General features: G+C 63.2%; 24 protein-coding genes. 19 read left to right on the top strand and 5 right to left on the bottom strand.

Going from position 1 to position 21,907, the window contains the following annotated elements; all coding sequences use genetic code 11:
* Positions 1-238 precede the first annotated feature (238 nt).
* The 5 genes from A9K68_RS03830 (at position 239) to dnaQ (ending at position 4,090) form a co-directional block, all read left to right on the top strand.
* Positions 239-1,060, top strand: coding sequence for a pyruvate, water dikinase regulatory protein (locus A9K68_RS03830; RefSeq protein WP_029348035.1), 822 nt, complete (start codon positions 239-241; stop codon positions 1,058-1,060).
* Positions 1,061-1,230: 170 nt separating this feature from the next.
* Positions 1,231-1,830 carry a Maf-like protein gene (locus tag A9K68_RS03825; RefSeq protein ID WP_065006496.1) on the top strand — a complete coding sequence of 200 codons (600 nt, stop codon included), beginning with the start codon at positions 1,231-1,233 and terminating at the stop codon, positions 1,828-1,830.
* Entirely contained in the window at positions 1,823-2,671 is an 849-nt protein-coding gene (locus A9K68_RS03820) for a shikimate dehydrogenase (protein WP_065006495.1), read from the top strand. The genes A9K68_RS03825 and A9K68_RS03820 overlap by 8 nt, the downstream gene beginning before the upstream one ends.
* Positions 2,672-2,682: 11 nt before the next feature.
* Positions 2,683-3,285 (top strand): dephospho-CoA kinase, encoded by a 603-nt coding sequence (coaE, locus tag A9K68_RS03815; protein WP_065006558.1) that lies wholly within the window; start codon positions 2,683-2,685, stop codon positions 3,283-3,285.
* Between the two features lie 85 nt (positions 3,286-3,370).
* Positions 3,371-4,090, top strand: a complete 720-nt coding sequence (dnaQ, locus tag A9K68_RS03810; protein ID WP_065006494.1) for a DNA polymerase III subunit epsilon — start codon at positions 3,371-3,373, stop codon at positions 4,088-4,090.
* Positions 4,091-4,281: 191 nt separating this feature from the next.
* On the opposite strand, the gene secB is transcribed toward dnaQ, so the two are convergent.
* A complete protein-coding gene (gene secB / locus A9K68_RS03805) occupies positions 4,282-4,782 on the bottom strand; it encodes a protein-export chaperone SecB (RefSeq protein ID WP_029348040.1) in 501 nt (166 codons plus the stop codon).
* 325 nt (positions 4,783-5,107) lie between these two features.
* On the bottom strand, positions 5,108-5,608 hold the full coding sequence (locus A9K68_RS03800) for an FxsA family protein (RefSeq protein ID WP_082982162.1): 501 nt from the start codon (positions 5,606-5,608) through the stop codon (positions 5,108-5,110).
* Positions 5,609-5,807: 199 nt separating this feature from the next.
* Here A9K68_RS03800 and A9K68_RS03795 point away from each other — a divergent pair, with 199 nt between their 5' ends.
* Genes A9K68_RS03795 through A9K68_RS03780 form a run of 4 tightly spaced genes read left to right on the top strand, consistent with a single transcriptional unit; the run spans position 5,808 to position 8,578 of the window.
* Positions 5,808-6,509, top strand: a complete 702-nt coding sequence (locus A9K68_RS03795; protein ID WP_065006492.1) for a Tim44/TimA family putative adaptor protein — start codon at positions 5,808-5,810, stop codon at positions 6,507-6,509.
* Positions 6,510-6,532: 23 nt separating this feature from the next.
* Positions 6,533-7,654 carry a murein transglycosylase A gene (locus A9K68_RS03790; protein WP_065006491.1) on the top strand — a complete coding sequence of 374 codons (1,122 nt, stop codon included), beginning with the start codon at positions 6,533-6,535 and terminating at the stop codon, positions 7,652-7,654.
* Complete coding sequence (locus tag A9K68_RS03785) at positions 7,651-8,181, top strand: Smr/MutS family protein (protein ID WP_029348044.1); 531 nt, start codon at positions 7,651-7,653, stop codon at positions 8,179-8,181. Before A9K68_RS03790 ends, A9K68_RS03785 begins: the two co-directional genes overlap by 4 nt.
* Positions 8,182-8,209: 28 nt before the next feature.
* Complete coding sequence (locus tag A9K68_RS03780; RefSeq protein ID WP_065006557.1) at positions 8,210-8,578, top strand: helix-turn-helix transcriptional regulator; 369 nt, start codon at positions 8,210-8,212, stop codon at positions 8,576-8,578.
* 7 nt (positions 8,579-8,585) lie between these two features.
* On the opposite strand, the gene A9K68_RS03775 is transcribed toward A9K68_RS03780, so the two are convergent.
* The 3 genes from A9K68_RS03775 to A9K68_RS03765 all read right to left on the bottom strand — a co-directional run bounded on the left by A9K68_RS03775 (position 8,586) and on the right by A9K68_RS03765 (position 11,241).
* Positions 8,586-9,200 (bottom strand): transglutaminase-like cysteine peptidase, encoded by a 615-nt coding sequence (locus A9K68_RS03775; protein WP_065006490.1) that lies wholly within the window; start codon positions 9,198-9,200, stop codon positions 8,586-8,588.
* A 172-nt stretch (positions 9,201-9,372) separates the two neighbouring features.
* Positions 9,373-10,650 carry a polyhydroxyalkanoate depolymerase gene (locus A9K68_RS03770; RefSeq protein WP_065006489.1) on the bottom strand — a complete coding sequence of 426 codons (1,278 nt, stop codon included), beginning with the start codon at positions 10,648-10,650 and terminating at the stop codon, positions 9,373-9,375.
* Between the two features lie 231 nt (positions 10,651-10,881).
* Positions 10,882-11,241, bottom strand: a complete 360-nt coding sequence (locus tag A9K68_RS03765; RefSeq protein ID WP_029348050.1) for a septal ring lytic transglycosylase RlpA family protein — start codon at positions 11,239-11,241, stop codon at positions 10,882-10,884.
* A gap of 283 nt (positions 11,242-11,524) precedes the next feature.
* On the opposite strand from A9K68_RS03765, the gene A9K68_RS03760 reads away from it, so the two are divergent.
* The 10 genes from A9K68_RS03760 to A9K68_RS03715 all read left to right on the top strand — a co-directional run bounded on the left by A9K68_RS03760 (position 11,525) and on the right by A9K68_RS03715 (position 21,720).
* Positions 11,525-11,710 (top strand): hypothetical protein, encoded by a 186-nt coding sequence (locus A9K68_RS03760; RefSeq protein WP_029348051.1) that lies wholly within the window; start codon positions 11,525-11,527, stop codon positions 11,708-11,710.
* A gap of 445 nt (positions 11,711-12,155) precedes the next feature.
* A complete protein-coding gene (locus tag A9K68_RS03755; RefSeq protein WP_065006488.1) occupies positions 12,156-12,608 on the top strand; it encodes an Rrf2 family transcriptional regulator in 453 nt (150 codons plus the stop codon).
* Positions 12,609-12,645: 37 nt separating this feature from the next.
* Complete coding sequence (locus A9K68_RS03750) at positions 12,646-13,995, top strand: FAD/NAD(P)-binding protein (RefSeq protein ID WP_065006487.1); 1,350 nt, start codon at positions 12,646-12,648, stop codon at positions 13,993-13,995.
* Positions 13,996-14,203: 208 nt separating this feature from the next.
* On the top strand, positions 14,204-15,661 hold the full coding sequence (locus tag A9K68_RS03745) for a pyridoxal-phosphate dependent enzyme (protein ID WP_065006486.1): 1,458 nt from the start codon (positions 14,204-14,206) through the stop codon (positions 15,659-15,661).
* Positions 15,658-16,839: a cystathionine gamma-synthase gene (locus A9K68_RS03740; RefSeq protein WP_065006485.1), complete on the top strand. Its 1,182-nt coding sequence runs from the start codon at positions 15,658-15,660 to the stop codon at positions 16,837-16,839. The genes A9K68_RS03745 and A9K68_RS03740 overlap by 4 nt, the downstream gene beginning before the upstream one ends.
* A gap of 127 nt (positions 16,840-16,966) precedes the next feature.
* Positions 16,967-17,155 carry a DUF1059 domain-containing protein gene (locus A9K68_RS03735; protein WP_065006484.1) on the top strand — a complete coding sequence of 63 codons (189 nt, stop codon included), beginning with the start codon at positions 16,967-16,969 and terminating at the stop codon, positions 17,153-17,155.
* A gap of 189 nt (positions 17,156-17,344) precedes the next feature.
* A complete protein-coding gene (locus A9K68_RS03730; RefSeq protein WP_065006483.1) occupies positions 17,345-18,322 on the top strand; it encodes a GlxA family transcriptional regulator in 978 nt (325 codons plus the stop codon).
* 139 nt (positions 18,323-18,461) lie between these two features.
* On the top strand, positions 18,462-19,766 hold the full coding sequence (locus tag A9K68_RS03725) for a Xaa-Pro peptidase family protein (protein ID WP_065006482.1): 1,305 nt from the start codon (positions 18,462-18,464) through the stop codon (positions 19,764-19,766).
* Positions 19,767-20,034: 268 nt separating this feature from the next.
* On the top strand, positions 20,035-20,715 hold the full coding sequence (locus A9K68_RS03720) for an isochorismatase family protein (RefSeq protein WP_065006481.1): 681 nt from the start codon (positions 20,035-20,037) through the stop codon (positions 20,713-20,715).
* A 27-nt stretch (positions 20,716-20,742) separates the two neighbouring features.
* Positions 20,743-21,720, top strand: a complete 978-nt coding sequence (locus A9K68_RS03715; RefSeq protein ID WP_246811290.1) for an alpha/beta hydrolase — start codon at positions 20,743-20,745, stop codon at positions 21,718-21,720.
* The last annotated feature ends 187 nt before the right edge of the window (positions 21,721-21,907 follow it).

Genomic DNA, 21,907 nt, shown 5'->3' with positions numbered 1-21,907 from the left:
TTGGGGACAGTTGGAAATTTCGGATTTTAATCAATGCGTTATGGCCAGAGCAAAGAAAACGGGCCTGTGGATGAGGCAGAGTCAAAAAAGCCCGTCCCCGAACTTGTCCCCAGCCGCCCGACGAAGCCGACAGCGCATCGAATTGTGGACAAACTGGCATCTGATACAGTCGCCTCCGACCGGCCGATCTTCCCGACCGACCTTATCCACATCGGCCCACAGCTTGGAACGAACCCCTGTGAACAAACCCCAGAGCTTCTTTCACCTTCACCTGATTTCCGATGCCACCGGTGAAACGCTGCTGGCGGCCGGCCGCGCGGCCTCCGCGCAATATAAGGATGCGCGCGCCATCGAGCATATCTACCCGCTCATCCGCACCGAAAAGCAGGTGACGAAAGTGTTCGAGGACATCGAGGAGGAGCCGGGCATCATCCTCTATACGGTCGTCGACCAAAAGCTCGCCCGCGGTATCGACGAACGCTGCGCCGCCATGGGCCTGCCTTGCGTCTCCGTGCTGGAACCGGTGCTGACTGTGTTCCAGTCCTATCTCGGCACGCCGGCCGGCCGCCGCGTCGGCGCCCAGCATGTTCTCGACGCCGAATATTTTCGCCGCATCGACGCGCTCAATTTCACCATGGAGCATGATGACGGCCAGCTGCCCGCCAATATGGACGACGCCGACATCGTGCTCGTTGGCATTTCGCGCACCTCGAAAACACCGACCAGCATCTATCTCGCCAATCGCGGCATCAAGACCGCCAACATCCCGATCGTGCTCGGCGTGCCGGTACCGGAAAGCTTGGTCAACGCCACGAAACCGCTGATCGTCGGGCTGATCGCCACCGCCGAGCGCATCTCTCAGGTCCGCCAGAACCGCATCCTCGGCAACACCAGCGCCTACGAGCCGACCGACTATGTCGACCGCGCCGCGATCGCCGAAGAGCTCGCCTATGCCCGCCAGATCTGCACCCGGCATGGCTGGCCGATGATCGACGTCAGCCGCCGCTCGATCGAGGAGACGGCGGCGGCGATCGTTGCCCTGCGCGGCAAGACGCGCTAGGGCGTGTGATATTCAGGTGATGCCGGCCTGCAAAAGGCGGCTTCCTGCGCTTCCGGTGCTCACGTACGAAAAGTACGCTCCGCTCCGGATCTCGGAAGCCACCATTTTCGGCTCGGCCTGACCTGGATCTCGACACACCCGTAGTGAGCGTCAGGAATCGGGCGGTAAAAATGGCCGAAAAAATCATCCTTGCCTCGGGCAGTCCGTTCCGCAAAGCGCTGCTTGTCCATGCCGGCGTGCCGGTCGAGGCGGTTCCGGCAGAAGTCGACGAGCGCGCGCTTGAGGCGCCACTAAAAGACAGCGGTATCTCGCCTGAAGACGTCGCCTTGGTGCTTGCCGAGGCCAAAGCCACCGAGGTCAGCGAGCGAAAGCCCGGCGCCCTGGTGCTTGGCTGCGACCAGACGCTGTCGCTCGGCGACGAACTGTTCCACAAGCCGGTCGACATGGAAGGCGCGCGCCGCCATCTCTTGGCGCTGTCGGGAAAGACCCATCAGCTCAACAGCGCCGTGGTGCTGGCCCGCAACAGTGCGGTTCTGTGGCGGCATGTCGGCATTGCCAGCCTGACCATGCGAAAGCTCGATCCGGCCTTCATCGGCCGCCATCTGGCGCGGGTCGGCGCCAAGGCGCTGTCCAGCGTCGGCGCCTACCAGATCGAAGGCGAAGGCATCCAGCTGTTCGAAAGAATAGAAGGCGACTACTTCACCATCGTCGGCCTGCCGCTTCTGCCCGCTCTGGCCAAGCTGCGCGACCTCGGCGCCATCGATGGCTGAGGCTGCGAAAAAGGCATTCGTCACCGGCCACCCGGTCGCGCATTCCCGGTCGCCGAAGATCCATTCCTATTGGCTGGCGAAATACGGTATCGACGGCAGCTACCGGGCCATCGACGTCACGCCGGAGGCTTTTGCCGAATTCGTGAGAATGGTCGAGGCGACTGGCTACCGTGGCGGCAACGTCACCATCCCGCACAAGGAGGCCGCCTTCGCGCTGGCGACGCACCGCGACGATGCGGCCGAACAGATCGGTGCCGTCAACACGCTGTGGTTCGAAGGCGGAAGTCTGTGCGGCGGCAACACCGACGCCCATGGCTTTGCCGCCAATCTCGACGAACATGCGCCGGGCTGGGCCGCAAATAGCCCGGCCGTGGTGCTCGGTGCCGGCGGCGCCGCCCGCGCGGTCATCCATGCGTTGATGGAACGCGGCATCAGTGACATCCGCATCGTCAACCGAACGCTCGCCCGAGCCGAGGAATTGCGCCACCGCTTCGGCGCCGGCGTCTCGGCCCATGGCACGCAGGCGACCGGCGAGCTGCTTGCCGACGCCGGCCTGCTGGTCAACACGTCAGCGCTCGGCATGCATGGCCATGAAGGCCTGTCCGCCGATCCCCGCAGGCTGCCGGACCATGCCATCGTCACCGACATTGTCTATGTGCCGCTGGAAACGCCATTGCTGGCCGCAGCCAAAGCGCGGGGCCTGAAGACCGTAGACGGCCTCGGCATGCTGCTGCACCAGGCGGTGCCCGGCTTCGAGCGCTGGTTCGGCATCAGGCCGGAGGTCACTGCCGAATTGCGGCAGATGATCGTCGCCGATCTCGGTGCCCAAAGAATGACTTAGGAGTGAAAGGCATGATCGTGCTCGGCCTCACCGGATCGATCGGCATGGGCAAGTCGACTACGGCCAGGATGTTTGCCGAAGCCGGCGTGCCCGTCCACGATTCGGACGAGGCTGTGCATCGCCTCTACGCCGGCAAGGCGGCTCCGCTGGTGGAGGCGGCTTTTCCCGGAACCACAAAATCCGGGTCGGTCGATCGCACGAAGCTGGCCGAGCGGGTGCTCGGCGATGCCGCAGCCTTGAAACGGCTGGAAGCGATCATCCACCCGCTGGTCCGCGCCGACGCCGACGCCTTCCTGGCTCGGAACCGTGCCGCCAGCGCGCCGCTTGTCGTTCTCGATATCCCGCTGCTGTTCGAAACCGGTGGCCGCGACCGGGTCGACAAGGTCGTGGTCGTCACCGCCTCGGCCGAAATCCAGCGCGCCCGCGTGCTGGCGCGCCCGGGCATGAGCGAAAAGAAGCTGGTGTCGATCCTGGCCAGGCAGGTTCCCGACGCCGAAAAGCGCAAGCGCGCCGATTTCATCATCGACACTGGACAGGGCTTCGATGCGGCGCGCGCGGCGGTCAATGCGATCGTCGCCGAACTGGTGGGGGATAAGGCCGGCAAGCCTGTTTAACGCGCTTGCATCGGGCGGAATATGTTGCCAATTTGTTCCCATAATGATTCGGCTGGAATAACGCCGGACCCAACGGAACGATTCGATGCGCGAGATCATCTTCGACACGGAAACCACCGGTCTCGATTTCCGCGATGACCGCGTCATCGAGCTTGGCTGCATCGAGCTGGTCAATCGGTTCCCGACCGGCCGCACCTTCCACCATTACATCAATCCGCAGGGACGACCGATTCATGCGGAGGCGCAGGCCGTTCATGGCATCAGCGCCGCCGATCTCATGGGAAAGCCGACCTTCAGCGACATCGCCGAGGAGTTTCTTGCCTTCATCGACGGCGCCAAGCTGGTCGCCCACAATGCGACTTTCGATATCGCTTTTCTCAATGTCGAATTCGGCCGGCTTGGCCATCCGCTTGTTGACCCCGGACTTGTCGTCGACACCCTGGCGCTGGCGCGCCGCAAGCATCCGATGGGACCCAATTCGTTGGACGCGCTCTGCCGGCGCTACGGTATCGACAATGCCCGTCGCACCAAGCACGGCGCCTTGCTCGATTCGGAATTGCTGGCCGAGGTCTATATCGAGCTCATCGGCGGCAAGCAGGCAGCCCTCATCCTCGACAGTGCCACGGCGCCGGCCGGCGGCAGGAGAAATGTCGACGATATCGACATCAGCATCGGCGTGCGGCCAATAGCGCTGCCGTCTCGTCTGACAGACGCAGAGCGCACCGCGCACGCGAGCATGGTCGGCACATTAGGCGAAAACGCGCTCTGGCTGCGCGTCGCCGCGGAAGCAAGTTCCGCGGCATAGCGATTTTGACGGGTAGGAAGGCGATCGGCAGCGAACGTCGATTGGTTCGTTCCGTGGTAATCTCCAAGGTCTGCGACCCGCCACTGAAATTGGCCGCTGGAACGATCGGCTTCCGACCTGTCAGGATCGAGGAGCTCGTCTCAAGCAAAAAACCCGGCGCGAAGCCGGATTCTACCGAGCAAGCAACTGCCTCAGCTCACCTTGACCTTGCCGGCGGCCTGGTCCTCAGCCAGCTTCTGCTGGAACATCTGCGCGAAATCGATCGGATCGAGCATCAAGGGCGGGAAGCCGCCATTGCGCGTCGCCTCGGCGATGATCTGCCTGGCGAACGGAAACAGCAGCCGCGGGCATTCGATGAACAGCAGCGGCAGCATGTGCTCCTGCGGGAAGCCGCTGATGGCGAAAACGCCGCCATAGACCAGCTCGACGTTGAACAGCACTTCCTTGTCGAAGGACGCCTTGGCGTTCAGCGTCAGATTGACGTCGAACTGCTTGTCCGAAAGCGGGTTGGCGTTGACATTGACGTTGATGGCGATGCCAGGGGCCTTGTCGCGGCCGCGCAGCGAGTTCGGCGCGCCGGGGCTTTCGAAGGAAAGGTCCTTCACATATTGGGCAAGCACATTGAGCGAGGGCTGCGTCGCGTCGCCGTTGCCACTGGCCGCGCCGGTCGGCGCGTCGTCTTTGCTGGCCATAAGCCTTTGTCCTTTTGCCTGGGCAGCGTTGCTGACCGGATTGAAATCGGGCGTTCGCTACCATGGCCGGCATGACAAGACAAGGTTTGCCGACCTACTCGCCAGGGCAATCGGGTGACCCGATTGCCCTTCGTCTTTTTCCTGCCTCAAGCGCCGGCGGTCGCATCCGCGACCTTGGCTTGCGCGCCAACAGGCGCGACGGCCGGTCGGCCTTGCCATTTTCGCGCACGCGAAAATGGTTTCCACTGCCGGCGCGAGGCCGGATACAGCACTTTCTTTCTTCGCCCGATTGCCCCGACCTACTCGTCCCTGAGGCGTTGCCGACCTATTCGTCCTTGAGGCGGGGCCAGGGAGAATCGTGATCCGGACCGCGCTCGTAGTCGTCGCCGCGCGAATAGTCGCTGTCGTCAAGGTCGATGGTCTTGTCGCGTTGCCGGGCCCTGAACCCGCCGGTGCTGAAATTGGTCGCCAGCACGATGCGGCCTTTCAACAGGCGCCAGGCAAGGTCGCGAACCGGCGGCAGGAACAGCAGAATGCCGAAAATGTCAGTAATGAAGCCGGGAATGATGAGCAGGATCGCGGCCAGCACGATCATGGCGCCATGCGCGAGCTGGCGGCTTGGATCACGGCCGGCGTCCATCTCGGCCCGGACCCGGGTCATGACGCCGAAACCCTGGTATCGCAACAACAGCGCGCCGGCGATGCTCGAAGCCAGCACCAGGCCGACCGTCGCCAGGGCGCCGACCTGGCGGCCGACAACGACGAAACCAGCGATCTCCAGCAGCGGAAGCGCAAGGATGAACAGGGGAAGCAGCGAAATGCGCAAATCTTGACCGATCGTTTCCATGTTTTGCCGGCCTGCGGGCAATCGCCGCTGGCACTGGCTCTTTTAGATAGGTATGCCTGCCTTTAATTTGAATGATTGCACCTTGCGTTCTATATGCTTTGGATGTTGAACGCTATGCGACCGCAGCCATTGCCTGGCCGGGCGGTCCGGCCGGAGTAGGGATTGATTGGCGGAAGATATGGGATTCTTCGACTTCGGCACGATTTTCTTTCTGGTTGCGGCGGTTGTGATCTTTTTCCAGCTGCGCAATGTGCTCGGCCGCCGCACCGGCAGTGAGCGCCCGCCCTTCGATCCCTATACGGCGGGCCGGACGCGCGACGACACCCAGAAGCCGGAGAATGTGGTCTCGCTGCCGCGCAAGCGAGCGCCGGGAGAGCCGGCAATCGACGCCTATGCGGCGATCGACGCCTTCGCCAAGCCTGACACCGATCTCAACAAGGGCCTGCGCGCGATCAAGGACAATGATCCGGCATTCGACCCGAAGACCTTTGTCGATGGCGCCAAGATGGCCTATGAAATGATCGTGATGGCCTATGCCGATGGCGACCGCAAGACGCTGAAGAACCTGTTGTCCCGCGAGGTCTATGACGGCTTTGTCGCGGCCATCGGCGACCGCGAGGCGAAATCGGAAAAGATCCAGTCCTCCTTCGTCGGCATCGACAAGGCCGACATCGTTTCCGCCGAGATGAAGGGCAGCGAGGCGCATATCACGCTGCGCATCGTCAGCGAGCTGATTTCGGCGACGCGCGACAAGGCCGGCGCCGTCATCGACGGCGATCCCGAAACCGTCGCCGAGGTCAAGGATGTCTGGACCTTCGCCCGCGATACGCGCTCGCGCGACCCGAACTGGAAGCTCGTCGCCACCGAAGAAGAAGACTGAGCCCGGACCACGGCGAGGCTCCGGTGTCGCTATCTCAGGCGTTCCGCGAAAAATCCTTTGACGATCTGCCCGGTTGGGACGAGGACGACCATCTGGCCGCGTTCGCGGCTTTCCGGCGCTCGGCTTTTCATGTCCTGACAAAACCCTATCGCTCCGGCGGGCTCGGCGTCGATTTCAATGCCTTCACCGAGGCCTACGCTGCAGCCCGCACCGTTTCGCCAACCGACCGGGCGCAAGCCCGCGCCTTCTTCGAGCATCATTTCATCCCGGCGCACATAGGGGGCGAAAGCGGCGGCACCGGCCTCGTCACCGGCTTCTATGAACCGGTGGTCGACGCTTCATCGGTGCGAACCGAACAATTTGCGGTGCCGCTGCTGTCGCGCCCGGCCGATCTCGTCGACATCGACGACGTCAACCGGCCGCCCGGCATGGATCCCTATCTCGCCTTCGGCCGCGCCACGCCGAACGGGCCGGTCGAGTATTTCGACCGCGGCGAGATCGAGCGCGGCGCGCTCGTCGGCAAGGGTTTGGCTGGCAAGGGTCTGGAAATCGCCTGGCTAGCCGACAAGATCGACGCCTTCTTCATTCACGTGCAAGGTGCAGCCAGGCTCACCATGACCGACGGCCGGTTTTGCCGCGTCACCTATGCCGCCAAATCCGGCCAGCGCTTTACCGGACCCGGCAAGATCCTGAGTGAATTAGGCGAAATCCCGCTCGAAGCGGTGACCATGCAGTCGGTCCGCGCCTGGTTCAAGGCGCATCCGGATCGCATCGACGAGATCCTGTGGCGCAACCGCTCCTATATTTTCTTCCGCGAGGCGGCTGTCGACGACCCGGAACTCGGGCCGATCGCTGGGGCAAAAGTGCCGCTGACGCCGGGCCGCTCCGTCGCTGTCGACCGTCTGCTGCATACATTCGGCACGCCGTTCTACATCGATGGGCCGTCGCTGACCGCTTTCGACGACAAGCCGTTCCGGCGACTGATGATCGCGCAGGATACCGGCTCGGCCATTACCGGGCCGGCCCGCGGCGACCTGTTCGCCGGAACGGGACATGCGGCCGGCGAGATCGCCGGCGTTGTCCGCAACCCTGCCGATTTCTACGCGCTGATACCGCGCCCGCTTGTACCGGGAGCGGGGCGATGACCCGGCGCATCGACAGGCTGAGCGAGGACGATCGGGTCCTGTGGAACCTGGTAGCGCGCACGGCCAAGCCGCTGAAGGGCAAGTCGGCCAGCGACATCCCGGCTATCGGCCCGGACGTCGGTGATGACACGAAGCCACCGCCGCGTGTCCAGGCGATGGCTCCTGCTGCGGCCACGAAAGCAAAGGCGCAGCATGTCTCGCATGTGATCGACGAACCGACGCTGGAAAAACTGTCGAAGGGCCGATTGCCGATCGAAGGCCGCGTCGACCTCCATGGCCTGAGCCAGGACGAAGCCTATTCGCTGCTGTTTTCCTTCCTGCACCGGGCGCATGCCGGGGGCATCCGTTATGTGCTGGTCATCACCGGCAAGGGTTCGTCGTCGGGCGGCGACGGCATCTTGCGGCGCGCCGTGCCCGCCTGGCTGTCGACACCCGCTTTCAGGCCGCTTGTCTCCAGTCACGACCATGCTGCCCGCAACCATGGCGGCTCGGGCGCGCTCTATGTCCGCCTGCGGCGTGGGCGCTAATGAGGATGCACCCCATGAGGATGCACTTGTGACCCCGTTCGGCGAAAAGCTTCGCGCCATGCGAAGCCAACGCGGTGTCAGTCAGAAGGCCATGGCCGAGGCGATCGGCGTCAGCGCAGCCTATTTGTCGGCGCTGGAGCATGGCCGCCGTGGCGCGCCGACCTGGACGCTGATCCAGAAGATCATCGGCTATTTCAATGTCATATGGGACGATGCCGAAGAACTCGAGCGGCTGGCGGACACCTCGCACCCACGGGTGAAGCTCGACACGTCGGGCCTCAGCCCCGCCGCCACCGAGCTTGCCAATGTTCTGGCCGAAAACATCGAAAAACTCGACGAAGCGGAGCTTCGCCGCATCACCGCATCGATCCGCGCCGCGCTGAAGCAGCCAAAGTGACGGCCTGCTACTGAACCGCGCCAACCAGAACCGGCTGGCCATCACGGATCGAGACCCAGCGGCCGGTATTGTCGATCGCCTGCCGCTTGAGGAAGCGATAGCCGGTCCGGTCCCACGAGCGGACCTTTCCGTCCAGATTGTCGAGGACGTAGTCGCCCTTGCTTGTTCGCACGGTCAGCACGGCGTGGCCCTCACCGTCCGGCTTGCGCACGACGGTCATCAGAAGATTGGCGTAGGAAACGCCCAAGCGGTTCAATTCGCGGCGCTTTTCCAGGACATAGTCCTCACAGTCGCCAACGCCCCTAGCGGGATAGGCCCAGACCTCGTCCTTGCCATAAATGTCGATGTCGCTTATCGGCTTGACGGCGGCGTTGACCCTGGCGTTGACGCTGAGCATCTTGCGCCAGAGCGCACCGCTCATGGTGGCCGGGGCGAGATTGCCCGGATGGATCGAGCATTCGGCCGGACTGGTCTTGCAGAAATCGTAATGGCCGATCGGCTGCGATGTCGGCCCGCCGGTTGCCATTGGTCCCGCCGAAGCCGCCGTAGACCAGCCTGCCGCAAATGCCAGCCCTAACAGGGCGCACGCGCGCAGCCTTCTCGCCATTGGTGAGGAAATCATTGTCCCCCTCGTCCCTTGTTGTTAATGAAAGGTTAAGGGCGATCTACAGTCCCTGTCAATTATACCAACGGCCAGATTTGCGACATGGTTACCCGCGCGGCCGAAACAGCGGCTATTGTGCAACAGGTCGACTTGAACTGGGCTGCCATCCGGGACTCACAAGGCTACATCTTTACTTTTTGGCGGTGCGAACCAGCTTCGGCCTCACCGCGACGCGGGTCTGGCGGCCATAGCTGGTGATGAAGTCGACGATGCGCGGCACGATTTCGGAGCGGAAGCGCGAGCCGTTGAAGACGCCGTAATGGCCGACCGCCGGCTGCATGTAGTGAGCGTGCCTGTCCGCGGGGATGTTGATGCAGAGGTCGTGCGCGGCCTGGGTCTGGCCGAGACCGGAAATGTCGTCGTTCTCGCCCTCGACCGTGAACAGGGCGACATTGCGGATATCGGAGGGGTCGATGGCGACGCCGCGATGCATCATTTCGCCCTTGGGCAAGGTATGGCGGACAAACACCGTGTCGACCGTCTGCAGGTAGAACTCCGCCGTCAGATCCATTACCGCCATATATTCGTCATAGAAGTCGCGGTGCTTTTCAGCATTGTCGCCATCATGCTTCACCAGATGCATGAAGAAGTCCTTGTGGGCGATGATGTGGCGGTCGAGATTCATGCTCATGAATCCAGAAAGCTGCAGGAAGCCGGGATAGACCTCACGGCCGAAGCCGGGCACCGGCCACGGCGCCTGCATGATGACGTTGTCGCGGAACCAGTCGATGCCCTTTTCCTCGGCCAGAAGGTTGACCGCAGTCGGATTGCGGCGGGTATCGATCGGCCCGCCCATCAGCGTCATTGTCGAGGGAACGAACGGGTCGCCGCGCGTTTCCATCAGCGCCACCGCCGCGAGCACCGGCACCGAAGGCTGGCATACAGCCATGACATGGGTATCGGGTCCCAGCGCATGCAGCATGTCGACGATGTAGTCGATGTAGTCGTCGAGGTCGAAACTGCCATCCGCCAGCGGCACCATGCGGGCGTCGACCCAGTCGGTGATGTGCACGTCGGCATGGGGCAGCATCGCCTCGACCGTGCCGCGCAGCAGCGTCGCATAGTGGCCCGACATCGGCGCCACGATCAGCAGCTTCGGATCGGGCCGGCGGCCGGCGGGAACCGCCCGCTCGAAACGGAGGAGATTGCAGAACGGCCGCGACCACACCGTCTTTTCGGTGACATCGACGCTTTTCCAGTCGACCACCGTCTTGGTCAGGCCGAATTGCGGCTTGCTGTAGCGGCGCGTCGTGCGCTCGAACAATTCGGCCGTTGCCGCGATCGAGCGGCCCCAGGACGTGTGCGTGAATGGATTGAGCGGATTGGTGTAGAACATACGCACCGCATCGGCATAGAAGCGGGCCGGTTGCACGGCGGCGTGGTTCAATTCGTAGAACTGGTAGAACATCGAGAACCCCGCTGCTGCGACCGAAGGGACGACAGCAGTGCCGAGCCTTGAATCTCGCGGGGAGGTTAACAACAAACTGCTGCGATGCAATACGTCAAGTGCCGTGATTTATGCTGATACTTTCGTCTAAGGTGTTGAAAACCGGCTTGAACGGCGGCAGCCGGCTTATTGTGCGGTTGCGAAGGAGTAACGAGGCAAGGCGTGTCCGGCTCAGGCCGGACACTACAAGCATTACACGCGGTCGGTGCACACGGAAGTATGGCCCGAACTTATGAAGCCGAGCCGCCTGGCGGCGCCCTTCGACAGATCGATCACGCGCCCCTTGATGAACGGGCCGCGGTCGTTAATGCGCACGACGACGCTGCGGCCGTTCTTGCGGTTGGTCACCTTCAGCTTTGTGCCAAAAGGCAAGGTACGGTGCGCGGCGGTCAGCGCCGACGGGTTCATCCGCTCGCCGGAAGCGGTCTTCGAGTACAGCGCGTACCAGGAGGCGCGGCCGCATTGCGCGGCGGCAGGGGAGGTGGATGCGCCGACCATCAGGCCAGCCGCGATCGTCGCCGCGACAAGCGCGGTCCGGTTTGGTTTCGTCATCTGTGGCAAGTGGCTCCGTTTGACAGACCCGGCCGTTAAGGATCGAATGTGGCACGAAATGCGGCAGTCATCTGGCGGTTCCATGACTACAGTACACGTTTGGAGACGGTGGGAAACACTTTGTCAGAGGTTATTCGGCGTCGCCGCGTATCCCCGATGGTCTTCGTCTCGATATCCGACGTCGATATACAAGCAGAAGCGAATACGATCGGGTCGCCTCCTTTCGCTTTGCCATCGCGGTCATGGCTGAATTGATGATCGACTTGGAAAGGAAATTCCGGCGATGAGATTGATCAAGAATCTGCTGGCGTTGGTCGTGCTCGCCCTCGGCGCGTTGTGGTCGCTGCAGGGCAGCGGCCTCGTCGGCGGCAGCTTCATGACCGGCCAATCGCAATGGCTCTATATCGGTATCATCACTGCGCTGGTCGGTCTGGGCGGCCTGGTGTGGGCGAACCGTTCGCGCCCCTGACACTCGAACCACCTCAGGGGTTGGCGGCGTTTCGGTCGACCAGCGAATGTGCGCCCGCCACAAACAAGCATTTCCTGTTTTGCGCCCACCTTAGGCAAATCGATGCTGCGAATAGCCGAGGATTTGAAAACCGGTCCCTGTATTCGGGGTGAGTATAGTAGTCTTATCGACATTGCAGGAATTGAGAGAACCTTAGCGATGTCCATATCGCGGCGATCGCCTGAGCATGATGTCGAGGGCTGGCTGTCCAATTGGCGTTCTCGCAGGAGGAAGAACGTCCGGCAAATAGCCTCAACGGCTGAAAACGAAGCAAAATCAACGGTGCCCGGCTTGTATATGATACTAGAATTTATGTGTCATACAGGCTTGGACGCGGTGGGACGCACGCCAGGCGCTTCGCAACTGGTGCCCCTGCGCCATCGCACGACAGGAAAACGTTCGGTCTATGCTCACGAAAAAGGGCAAGTACGGCCTCAAGGCGCTCGTCCATCTTGCGCGGCTGCCGGTTGGACAGCTCGCCTTCGTTGGCGATATCGCCACCCGAAACAACATCCCGAAGAAATTTCTCGATGCCATCCTGGTTGAGCTGCGCAACGCCGGTTTCGTCCAGAGCCGCAAGGGCAAGGAGGGCGGCTATCGCCTGGCGCGGCCGGCGGATGAAATCAAGATCGGCCACGTCGTGCGCGTGCTCGACGGGCCGCTTGCCCCCATTCCCTGCGCCAGCCGCACCCGGTATCAGCGCTGTGAAGACTGCAACGAGGCGACATGCCAAGTCCGACATCTGATGCTCGAGGTCCGGCAAGCGATCGCCGAGGTGCTGGATCAGCGCAGCCTCGCCGAGATGCGCGATATCGCCGGCGACGAAGACCTTTCGGCTGCGTTGAAAATCCAGGCCTGAGCCGGAACCGACGGCTCCAGAGACAATTGGTGCGCTCATGACCGGGCGCGCAAATTCGACCGTCCCGAATTCTATCGTTATCGTTGGCGGCGGCGCCAGCGGCGTCGTCCTTGCCGCGCATCTGTTGAAATCGCCCAATCCGGATCTTCGTGTCACCCTGATCGAAAAGCGCCCGCATTTCGGCCAGGGCATCGCCTATTCCACGCTGCTGTCGGCGCATGTGCTGAATGTCAGCGCGGCCGGCATGAGCGCCTATGCCGACGATCCCGGCAATTTCTGGCGCTGGCTGCTTGAATGCGGCCTGGCAACCCCAGAGCAGGCGCCGGTCTACGCCCCGCGCAGCGTCTATGCCCGCTACCTGAAGGAGCTGCTGGACGAGCTCGAGGCTCGCGAGACGGGGCGTCTTCGCCTGATCCGCGAAGAAAGCCTGACGATCTCGCCGACCGGGTCCGGGGCCGAGGTGACGCTGGCCAACGGCACCAGCGTCGTCGCCCACCTTGCCGTGCTGGCGACCGGGCACGACGAGGAGCCGGGCGCCGCCCAGGGCCATGCGATCAGGATGGGATCGGAAGCCGACACCACGCTCGACCCGGAAGCCCGAGTCCTGGTGCTGGGCACCGGCTTGAGCATGGTCGATGCGTTCCTGTCGCTGGAACAGCGCGGCCATCGCGGTGAGATTATTGCGGTGTCACGGCGCGGCCTGCTGCCTTCGCCGCACCGCAAGGGCAATCCGATCAAGCTCGACGTCGCCGACATTCCGCTCGGCACCCAGCTTTCTTATTTTGTCGGCTGGTTTCGCGACCTGATCCGGGAAAATCAGAAGGCCGGCATCGACTGGCGCGACGTCGTCGATGGGCTCAGGCCATTCAACCAGAAGATCTGGCAGAACTGGCCGTCTTCGGCCAAGCGCCGCTTTGTCGAGCACACCAAGGCATGGTGGGACATTCACCGCCATCGCATGGCGCCACAGGTCTACGCCCGCGTCAGCGAGGCGGTTCAATCGGGCCGCATCCGGCTTGTCGCCGGGCGTGTCGTTGGCATCGCGGCGGGCGACGAATTCACCGTGCAAATCCAGTCGCGCCACACGCAGCGTCTCGAAACATGCGACGTCGCCCGCATCTACGATTGCACCGGCATCGCCAGGGACATCTCGACCACCTCGAACAGCGTGGTGCGGTCGCTGGTAGACCGCGGGCTGGCCCGGCCGGATCCGCTGCGCCTTGGCCTCGACGTATCAGACAATTGCGAGGTGATCGCCAGCGACGGCACCGTATCGGCCAAGATCCTCGCGGTCGGGCCGCTGACGCGGGGCACCTTCTTCGAGATCGACGCCATTCCCGATATCCGCGTCCAGTGCGCGCGTCTGAGCAAGCGGTTGCTGGGGTGAGGCAGAATCTGTTGATGGCAGAGGGGATGGGAAGGATTACTGCAGAAGGTGTTTGGGTTGAGACCACCAGCAGCTGAAGACTGGAATCCCATTCCCCGTCTGGCCAACGGATTGGCACGATCTATCTTCTTTCAGACTGCAAACGGCTGGAAAAGACGATAGGCTGACAGCCTGCCCAAGGCGGTCGCTTGACCATGGAGCATCTGATATGAGCAAGCATAAGATCGCCGCACCCGACAGTTCCCCCTCGGGCAGTGCCTATTCGGACAGTGCATCGTCTCGTCTGCGTCCGCCCTATGCTTCGGTTCTCGACCTGATCGGGCAGACGCCGGTCATCGAGCTAACCAAATTCGACGTCGGCAAGTGCCGACTGTTCATCAAGCTCGAAAGCCAGAATCCCGGTGGCTCGATCAAGGACCGCATCGCGCTGTCGATGATTGCCGCCGCCGAAAAACAGGGCAAGCTGAAGCGCGGCGGCACCATCGTCGAGGCGACCGCCGGCAACACCGGTCTCGGCCTCGCCCAGGTCGGCATCCCCAAGGGCTACCGCATCATCCTGGTCGTGCCCGACAAAATGTCGCGCGAAAAAATCCAGCATTTGCGGGCGCTCGGCGCGGAAGTGCGCATGACCCGTTCCGATGTCGGCAAAGGTCACGCCGAATACTATCAGGACATGGCCGAAAAGATCGCCGCCGAGCTGCCCGGCGCCTTCTATGCCAACCAGTTCGCCAATCCGGCCAATCCGGACGCCCATGAAACCACGACCGGTCCCGAGATTTATTCGCAGCTTGACGGCGACGTCGACGCCGTGGTCGTCGGCGTCGGTTCGGGCGGCACGCTGACCGGGCTTGGCCGCTACTTCGCAGCGGTCTCGCCGAAGACCGAGATGATTCTCGCCGATCCGGTCGGCTCGGTGCTGGCGCCGTTGATCAAGACCGGCAAGATGCAAGAGGCCGGAAGCTGGACCGTGGAAGGCATCGGCGAGGATTTTGTGCCGCCCAATGCCGATCTGTCGCTGGTCAAAAAGGCCTACTCGATCACCGACAAGCAGAGCATGCTGGCGGTGCGCGACCTGCTGTCCAAGGAGGGCATCCTCGCCGGCTCGTCGTCCGGCACCCTGCTTTCGACGGCGCTTCGCTATTGCCGCGAGCAAACCGTGCCGAAGCGGGTCGTCACCTTCGTCTGTGACAGCGGCAACAAATATCTGTCGAAAGTGTTCGACGACTTCTGGCTGATCGAGCAGGGCCTCGCCGAGCACGAGCAGCATGGCGACCTGCGCGATCTGGTGATGCGCACACACCGCACCGGCGACATCGTGTCTGTCGGCCCGGACGAAAGCCTGCTCAACGCCTATGGCCGCATGCGCCGCTCGGATGTCTCGCAATTGCCGGTGCTGGACGACGGCAAGCTGGTCGGCATCGTCGACGAAAGCGATATCCTCGCCCACGTCGAAGGCCCCTATGACAGCCGCTGGGACCGCTTCAAGGCCCCGGTGCGCACGGCCATGACCGCCAATTTGCACACGCTGCAGGCCAGCCAGACGCTGGACGCGCTGCTGCCGGTGTTCGACCGCAACGAGGTCGCGATCGTCTTCGATGGCGACGAATTCATCGGCCTGATAACCCGCATCGACCTGATCAACCATCTGAGGCGCCGCGCAAGATGACCATCAAAGCCACCGTATCGGGCAGGAACCGTCTGGCCTTCTCGACGCGCACGATCCATGGCGGCCAGAGCCACGACCCGACGACGGGCGCGGTGATGGTGCCGATCTATGCGACCTCGACCTATGGCCAGCAGAGCCCGGGCGTGCACAAGGGTTTTGAATATGCCCGCAGCCAGAACCCGACCCGCTTCGCCTTCGAGCGCGCGGTGGCCGATCTCGAAAGCGGCGCAGCCGCCTTCGCTTTCGCCTCGGGTCTGGCGGCGATCGCCACCATTTTCGAACTGCTCGATTCCGGCGCCCATGTCGTCGCCACCGACGACATCTATGGCGGCACCTTCCGGCTGCTGGAGCGGGTGCGCAAACGCTCGGCCAAACTCCAGGTCGACTTCGTCGACTTCACCGATCTTGACGCGGTCGAAGCGGCGATCCGCCCGGAAACCAAACTGCTGTGGGTCGAGACGCCGACCAATCCACTGCTGCGCGTCGTCGATCTCGAAGCTGTCGCGGCACTGGCCAGGCGCAAAGGTGTGCTCTCGGTCGCCGACAACACCTTCTGCAGCCCCTATCTGCAGCGGCCGCTGGAGCTCGGCATCGACATATCAGTCCACTCGACGACGAAATACCTCAATGGCCATTCCGACATGGTCGGCGGCGTCGCCGTGGTCGGCGACAACAAGGATCTCGCCGACCGGCTGAAATTCCTGCAGAACGCCATCGGCGCCATTTCCGGGCCGTTCGACAGTTTTCTGGCGCTGCGCGGCCTCAAGACGCTGGCGCTGAGGATGGAGCGCCATTCCTCGAACGGCCAGAAGATCGCGCACTGGCTGGAAAGCCGCCCCGACATCCGCCGGGTCATCTATCCCGGCCTCGCCAGCCACCCGCAGCATGCCATCGCTAGGCGGCAGATGCATGCCTTCGGCGGCATGATCACAGTCGAGCTCGACCGCGACCTTGCCGGGACAAAACGCTTCCTCGAACACACGCAGCTGTTCACCCTCGCCGAGAGCCTCGGCGGCGTCGAAAGCCTGATCGAGCACCCGGCGCTGATGACGCACGGCTCGATCCCGGCCGGGAAGCGGGCCGAGATTGGGATTTCCGATTCGCTGGTGCGCTTGTCGGCTGGCATCGAGGACGGCGATGATTTGATCGCGGATCTGGATCAGGCGCTAGCGAGTTGAGCGGGGCCCATGCCCGTTGGGTAGTGAGGTCAGTTTGAAACTTCCCGGCTGAATGGCGCATCCAACTGTGAATTGACAAGGGCAACGTACCCTCGCTTTGCTATCGGGTCAACCTGGAGGGAAAGTCATGGCTTACTCTTATCGTTGCAGGGACTATCCGGGAAACGAGGCCTGTCCAGCGATGTTCACGGCAGAGACCGAGGCGGAAGTGATGAAGCATGTCGAGCTTCATGGCGCGATCGCTCACGGGGAAGACCCGAAGCAATGGTCGCCGGAAGACCGTAAACAGGTCATGAAGCTAATTGTAGCTACCTAAATCCGCTGCTTGCACGGGCCGCGCAGCGCCCCCACCACTATCTCTAATGCTCGGCAAGCATTTAGGAGTTCGGCCCGATAGGCGACAACACCTAGGCGCGATGGAATTTTCAAACTGACCCCCGTTGACCTCCGCTGCATCTGGCGAAATTGTGACCTTCCTGCAATTGCCGAGAGGCCGCTTGAAGCCATGACCATTCGCGAGCGCCACCAGCCGATGGCAGCCGACACTCCCCTCACCTTCGCGGTGCTGGTCTTCCCCGGTTTTCCGATGATGGCGTTCAGTTCGGTGATCGAGCCGCTGCGTGCGGCTAACGTCCTGGCGAAGCGGGAATGCTACCGCTGGATCATCGTCGGCGCCGCCAAAGGGCCGGTCGAGGCTTCGAACGGCGTCGTCATCCAGCCGGGCTTTTTCGCCGGCGATGCGCCGAAGGTCGACCGCATCGTCGTCTGCTCGGGCGGTGATGCCGATCATCTCGTCGCGGAGGACGCGGTGGGCTGGATCCGCAGGAGCCTGCGCGGCGGCGCTCATATCGGCGCGGTGGCGGATGCCGCCTTCTTCCTGGCGCGGGCCGGCCTGCTCGACGGCCATGCCTGCACCTTGCACTGGACCAGCCAGGCCGCCTTCACCGAGGCCTTTCCGGACATCGAGCTCAGGCGCGATCTCTACGTCATCGACCGCAAGCGCTTCACCTCGGCCGGCGGCGTCGGCAGCCTCGACATGATGCTGGAGATCATCTCATCAGACTATGGCGCCGAACTTGCCGCCGGCGTCGCCGAATGGTTCGTGCACAGCCCGCTGCGCTCCAGCGTCGACCGCAAGCTGATGCCGCTGCGCTTACGCACCGGCATCCAGAACGAACTGGTGCTGTCGGCCATCGCCATCATGGAGGATGCGGTGGAGGAGCGGCTCGGGATGGCGGAGCTGGCTGTGAAGCTGGGCGTCTCCTCCGACAAGCTCGAACGAAACTTCCGCTCAGAGCTCAGCATCTCGCCCAACGGCTATTACCGCCGCCTGCGGCTGAAGCGCGCCGCCGATCTCCTGGCGCATTCGACGCTGATGGTGCGCGACGTGGCGCTGGCCTGCGGCTTCGCCTCGATGTCGAGTTTTGCGCGGGCATTTCGGGAGGAGCATGGGCACGCGCCGAAGGTGGCGCGGAGGCATTAGGTCTTGCGAGACGTTGGCGCGACAGGGGCCTTCGGCGCTACGGAAAGACTTCAAGCGGCATCCGGCACAACATCTGCGGCATCCCGCACAGCCTCTGCGCGGCGCATGGCTCATCTTCTCCACCTCCAGGAGGCACCCGATGAGCATCGTCGTTTTCGACCCCGACAGCACCGAGGACGTCGACTTTAGGGATCGCATGCGCCACCCGCCGGCGGCCGACCCGGCCGGCGGCATGTGGCTGTCCGATACCGAGCCGTCCTTCATCGATGCGGACGCGCTGCGCAAGGGGCGGCTGGCCAGGCTGCGCGCCTGGATGCGCGAGGCCGGCTATGGCGCCGTCGTGCTGTTCGATCCCTACAACCAGCGCTACGCCACCGGCTCGCGCAACATGTTCGGCTATTTCCTGCGGAACTCGACGCGCTACTTCTTCATCCCAGCATCGGGGCCGATTGTGCTGTTCGAGTACCCGCAGAGCTACCATGTCTCGATGGTGCTCGACACGATCGACGAGGCGCGGCCGTCCAAGCTGGTGTGGTCTTCGGTGTCGGGCCGCGACGACGAAACCGCAGGTCCATTCGCCGACGAGATCGCCGAACTGCTCAAGGCGCATGGCGGCGGCTCGATGAAGCTCGGCCTCGACCGCTGCGGCCATCTGCAGGCGCTGGCGCTGGAAAAGCGCGGCTGCGAGGTCAGGGATTGCCAAGGTGAAATTCTCGCCGTGCGGGCAGTGAAGACGCCGGAGGAAGTAAAATGCCTGCAGGTGTCGATGGCCGGCGCCGAGGCCGCCGTCTATGCAGTGCGTGAGGCGATCAAACCCGGCGTTTCCGAAAACGATCTGTTCGCCATCATGTATCATGAAGTGATCCGGCAAGGCGGCGAGTTCATCGAAACCCGCCTCTTGACCTCCGGCCAGCGCACCAACCCGTGGTTCAACGAAGCCAGCGGCCGCAAGATCAGGCCGGGCGAACTTTTGGCGCTGGATACCGATACGATCGGCTGTTACGGCTACTATTCGGACTTCTCGCGCACCTTCCGCTGCGGGCCGGGCAAGCCGACGGATTATCAGAAATCGCTGTATCGCATGGCCCACGACCAGGTTCAGCACAACATCTCGATCGTCAAGCCGGGCATGGCGTTTCGCGAGATTGCCGAAAAGGCCTGGAAGATACCGGACCGCTTCGTCGACCAGCGCTATACGTCTGTCATGCACGGCGTCGGCATGCATGGCGAGACGCCGTTCATCGCGCATGCCATGGACTACGAGACCTATGGCCGCGACGGCTTTGTCGTGCCTGGCATGGTGGTCAGCGTCGAGAGCTATATCGGCGAGAAAGGCGGCCGCGAGGGCGTCAAGCTCGAGGACGAGATCCTGGTCACCGAAACCGGCACCGAGCTACTGTCGCGCTTTCCCTATGAAGACGATTTCCTGGAGAAACAGGTTTGATCCCAGCATCCACCGCTAATCGCGCTGCGGTATCGCAGACCTTCGGGACTAGCCGCGGCGCTCATGCTCTCGTCATCCTAGGGCGGAGCAAGGAGCGCAGCGACGCGGCGCAGACCCTAGGATCCATGCCGTTACATCTAGGCTTTGAGACGGTGCAGAACTCTGTTCCGCTGCATTCTTCGCTGGAGGTAACGGCATGGATTCCAGGGTCTTCGCGACGCCGCTTCGCGGCTGCTTCGCCCTGGAATGACGAAGTTCAGGTATCCGAATGAAGAGCCCGGTCTCGATCAAACGCGGCACGGCGGCCGCGGTTTTCGTCGATCTCCAGGAGGAGCATCGGCAGGACAAGCGCTATCTGGTCGAGGGTTTTGGCGACATTCTCGCTAACGTCCAGCGCCTGCAGGCGACGGCGCGGGCCAATGATGTGCTGCTTTATCATTCGGCCTATATCGTCGATCTCACCAGGGAGGCGCGGCGGTTCCATCCAGTCGATGCGAATGGCAGGTCGGCTTTCTCCGACAAGGACGATCCGCTGACGGCGATCTGTCCGGAAGTGGCGCCGGTCGCCGGCGAGATGATGCTGGTCAAGACTGAGGCCAGCGCCTTCGGTGCGGGCCCTGCCGGCGGCCGGCTCAAGGCTAAAGGGATCGAGTGGCTGGTCGTTGCCGGCGTGTGGACCGAGGCCTGCATCGACGCCACCGTCAGGGATGCGGTATCGTCAGGCTTTCGCGTGCTTTTGGTCAAGGATGCCTGCGGCAGCGGCAGCACGGCGATGCACCAGACCGCGATCCTCAACCTTGCCAACCGGCTCTATGGCGGCGCCGTGACCACGACCGAACGCGCTTGCCGATTGATGGCAGGCGAGACGGTCGATGCATGGCAGGTCGTGGGCTCGGTGCCTTTGCGCTTTACCTATGAAAACGCGGCCCAGCTCTACGAAGAGCTCTGACGCTTCCAGCGGATTTGGTGGGACCGGATGGCGATGGTCAGCGATGCCGCAAAGCCCGAGACAGCAAAGCGCGGAAAATACGCGACGCTGCTCGACCCGGCGCTGTGGACCTATATAGACCGGGTCAATGCATGGTATCCGCCCGGCATGGACCTGCCGGTCGACAAGCAGCGGTCGGTCTATGACGCGATGTGCCGGGCGTTCCACGCAGGCATTCCCGCAGGTGTCGAAGCTAGCGACGGCACGGTTGCCGCCGGCAGCCATGCGATCCCGATCCGGCGCTACCAGCTCGCGGGGAAGGCGCCGCAAGCGATGGTCGTCTATTATCACGGCGGCGGCTTTGTGCTTGGCGGGCTCGACAGCCATGACGACATCTGCGCCGAGATCTGCGCCGGCACCGGCTTTGCCGTGCTGTCCGCCGACTACCGGCTGGCGCCTGAACATCTGCATCCGGCCGCCTTCGATGATGCGCTGGCGGTGTTCGAATGGGCGGCGACAACAACGGCCCTGCCGATCGTGCTGTGTGGCGAAAGCGCCGGCGGCAATCTTGCCGCTGGGGTGGCACATGCGGCGCGCCGCCACCCTCGCCCCGCGATCGGCCAGGTGCTGATCTATCCCGAGCTGGGCGGTGACAAGAGCGCCGGCTCCTATGTCGAGCACGCCGAGGCGCCGCTGCTGACGCTCAGCGACATCGAATTTTACAGGCAGGTCCGCTCCGGCAAGGCACAGTCACCAGACGATCCGACCTTCCTGCCGCTGCGCGACAGCGATTTCTCTGGCCTGCCGCCGACGGTCGTCGTCACCGCGCAATGCGACCCGTTGTCGTCGGACGGCGAAGCCTATCGCGACCGCATCCTTGCCGCCGGCGGTCGCGCCTGGTGGTACGAAGAGCCGCGCCTGGTGCACAGCTTCATGCGCGCCCGCAAAACCGTGCCGCGGGCCAGCGAGGCGTTCACCCGCATCGTCGCCGCCATCGCCACGCTGGGCAAGGGCGAGTGGTTGTAGTGACAAGGCTGGTGTGACTTGCCCCGTCGCCCTTACCAGAGCGTTGGCGCTGCCCCTCACCCCTTACCCTCTCCCCGTGAACAACGGGGAGAGGGGATCGCCAGCGTTGCGGCCAAGCCGCTCCCCGCCCTTCACGGGGAGAAGGTCCCGGCAGGGGTTGAGGGGCAGCGCCGAGATCGACAGTTGA

Origin of the sequence: Mesorhizobium sp. AA22 (genome assembly GCF_001672375.2) — a bacterium.
In the GTDB taxonomy this organism is placed as follows: domain Bacteria; phylum Pseudomonadota; class Alphaproteobacteria; order Rhizobiales; family Rhizobiaceae; genus Mesorhizobium; species Mesorhizobium wenxiniae.
Note: the sequence above shows the minus strand (reverse complement) of the source record. Positions and strands in the feature narration are given on the sequence as shown.

Coding starts and splice junctions, on each gene's coding strand:
- A9K68_RS03825 (WP_065006496.1), top strand. CDS start 1,231: ATGGCCGAAAAAATCATCCTTGCCTCGGGCAGTCCGTTCCGCAAAGCG.
- A9K68_RS03820 (WP_065006495.1), top strand. CDS start 1,823: ATGGCTGAGGCTGCGAAAAAGGCATTCGTCACCGGCCACCCGGTCGCG.
- coaE (WP_065006558.1), top strand. CDS start 2,683: ATGATCGTGCTCGGCCTCACCGGATCGATCGGCATGGGCAAGTCGACT.
- dnaQ (WP_065006494.1), top strand. CDS start 3,371: ATGCGCGAGATCATCTTCGACACGGAAACCACCGGTCTCGATTTCCGC.
- secB (WP_029348040.1), bottom strand. CDS start 4,782: ATGGCCAGCAAAGACGACGCGCCGACCGGCGCGGCCAGTGGCAACGGC.
- A9K68_RS03795 (WP_065006492.1), top strand. CDS start 5,808: ATGGGATTCTTCGACTTCGGCACGATTTTCTTTCTGGTTGCGGCGGTT.
- A9K68_RS03785 (WP_029348044.1), top strand. CDS start 7,651: ATGACCCGGCGCATCGACAGGCTGAGCGAGGACGATCGGGTCCTGTGG.
- A9K68_RS03775 (WP_065006490.1), bottom strand. CDS start 9,200: ATGATTTCCTCACCAATGGCGAGAAGGCTGCGCGCGTGCGCCCTGTTA.
- A9K68_RS03770 (WP_065006489.1), bottom strand. CDS start 10,650: ATGTTCTACCAGTTCTACGAATTGAACCACGCCGCCGTGCAACCGGCC.
- A9K68_RS03765 (WP_029348050.1), bottom strand. CDS start 11,241: ATGACGAAACCAAACCGGACCGCGCTTGTCGCGGCGACGATCGCGGCT.
- A9K68_RS03760 (WP_029348051.1), top strand. CDS start 11,525: ATGAGATTGATCAAGAATCTGCTGGCGTTGGTCGTGCTCGCCCTCGGC.
- A9K68_RS03755 (WP_065006488.1), top strand. CDS start 12,156: ATGCTCACGAAAAAGGGCAAGTACGGCCTCAAGGCGCTCGTCCATCTT.
- A9K68_RS03750 (WP_065006487.1), top strand. CDS start 12,646: ATGACCGGGCGCGCAAATTCGACCGTCCCGAATTCTATCGTTATCGTT.
- A9K68_RS03745 (WP_065006486.1), top strand. CDS start 14,204: ATGAGCAAGCATAAGATCGCCGCACCCGACAGTTCCCCCTCGGGCAGT.
- A9K68_RS03740 (WP_065006485.1), top strand. CDS start 15,658: ATGACCATCAAAGCCACCGTATCGGGCAGGAACCGTCTGGCCTTCTCG.
- A9K68_RS03735 (WP_065006484.1), top strand. CDS start 16,967: ATGGCTTACTCTTATCGTTGCAGGGACTATCCGGGAAACGAGGCCTGT.
- A9K68_RS03730 (WP_065006483.1), top strand. CDS start 17,345: ATGACCATTCGCGAGCGCCACCAGCCGATGGCAGCCGACACTCCCCTC.
- A9K68_RS03725 (WP_065006482.1), top strand. CDS start 18,462: ATGAGCATCGTCGTTTTCGACCCCGACAGCACCGAGGACGTCGACTTT.
- A9K68_RS03720 (WP_065006481.1), top strand. CDS start 20,035: ATGAAGAGCCCGGTCTCGATCAAACGCGGCACGGCGGCCGCGGTTTTC.
- A9K68_RS03715 (WP_246811290.1), top strand. CDS start 20,743: ATGGCGATGGTCAGCGATGCCGCAAAGCCCGAGACAGCAAAGCGCGGA.